Genomic DNA, 1,342 nt, shown 5'->3' with positions numbered 1-1,342 from the left:
GAATGCTTTGTCTTTTACACCTCTGAGCTGCATTCTGAAGTTTTTTATTTTGGCATTGAAGGATTCAGCAGCAGCATTGGTGCTTCTTTGATGAAAATAGTTTAAAATATCCCTGTAATGATTCATTATTGTTTTTCTTAAGGTATAAAAAGATTTAAAATCTGCTTCTTCCACCTCTTTGAACCAATGCGCAAGTTTAGTCATAGCCAAAGATTTTGGAATATTCTGATTATAGATCTTTCGCAGTCCATCGGTCAATTGATAAGCTTTCTCCAGGTCGGGATACTGAGCAAAAAGAATGGCGGCTCTTTGCCTTTGGGAGAGGGTCCATTTTTCGCGACTTTTATAAAGCAAATACCTGCTTCTTGCCAAAAGCTGTTTGCGGGAATCACCGTTTTCAAATATTTCTGTGCTTAGAATTTGTTCTTCCCCCAATCCTTCCATTACCTTATTTTCCATTTCAATAGCATCCCAGCGATGTCTGATCCTGATTTCCTGAAGAGCTTCTATAGCCAGCTTCTGAACATGAAATCGGTCAATCACCTGCATGGCATTAGGGAAGCAGCGTTGGGCAATACGCTTCATGGAACCTGCCATATCCAAATTGATTTCATTTACCTTTATCCGATGTTTTCTGCTGATTTTTAAAAGACGCTCTATGACAAAATCACTCTGGGTACCTTTGATGATGGCAACAATACTTCCTTTTCTTCCTTTTGCTTTTTTGGAGGTAAGAACAGTATAAAGTTCTCCTTCAGATAAGGCCACTTCGTCTAAGGATAAGGATTCTGAGAGATTTTCAGGATAAATGATCCAGTCTTCTGCGTGCCGTTTTTGTTCCCAGCTGTAATATTCACTGAGAGTATTCTTGTATTGTCTCTGAAAAGTCTTGCCTTTGATCCCGAAAAATTCTGCTATAACTTTTAGGGGAAGAGCTTTAGTGTCGGCTAATTTTTTTTAAGAAGCCTGCCAGATCCTTTGTCATGCGTGTTCCTTTCGCTACCAGCTGCCAGTCTCTTTGAAGAATTTCACCAGAGGATTTATCAGTCCATCTTCTTCTTTTCACATGGAGTTTTACGATTTTACCCCGTAATGGATAATCATCTACAATAATTTCAGGTAAAAAGCCCTTAGATTCCAGTAGTCTTTCTTTGAATTCATGGGGAATGCTGTTTTTTTCTTCAAAATAGATATGAAGTTCTGCATCATGAGGTTCTGCTTTGAGGATATCAAAGTGCTCAACTAAAAATTCCGGAAGTAATAATTTAAGAAGTTCGTGATCGCTTAACATTAGGCAAAGATAAAGCTACTTAACATTCCCCCCAACTTTTGAGACTGATCC

General features: G+C 38.5%; 2 protein-coding genes. Both read right to left on the bottom strand.

The genetic code is table 11. The features are described from left to right. On the bottom strand, window positions 1-900 hold a 900-nt coding region (locus EK417_RS17330; RefSeq protein ID WP_228457963.1), incomplete at its 3' end, for an ISAon1 family transposase. Window positions 901-937: 37 nt separating this feature from the next. Next, the gene (locus EK417_RS17325; RefSeq protein WP_136522871.1) at window positions 938-1,291 is read right to left on the bottom strand and encodes an ISAon1 family transposase N-terminal region protein; all 354 of its coding nucleotides are present in this window, start codon (window positions 1,289-1,291) and stop codon (window positions 938-940) included. Window positions 1,292-1,342 lie beyond the last annotated feature (51 nt).

Source organism: Chryseobacterium candidae (assembly GCF_004916905.1).
In the GTDB taxonomy this organism is placed as follows: Bacteria; Bacteroidota; Bacteroidia; order Flavobacteriales; family Weeksellaceae; genus Chryseobacterium; species Chryseobacterium candidae.
This window is presented reverse-complemented; position numbering and strand designations above follow the sequence as displayed.

What these genes read in the sequence shown, in the direction of transcription:
- EK417_RS17325 (WP_136522871.1), bottom strand. Translation starts at nt 1,291, where the DNA reads ATGTTAAGCGATCACGAACTTCTTAAATTATTACTTCCGGAATTTTTA.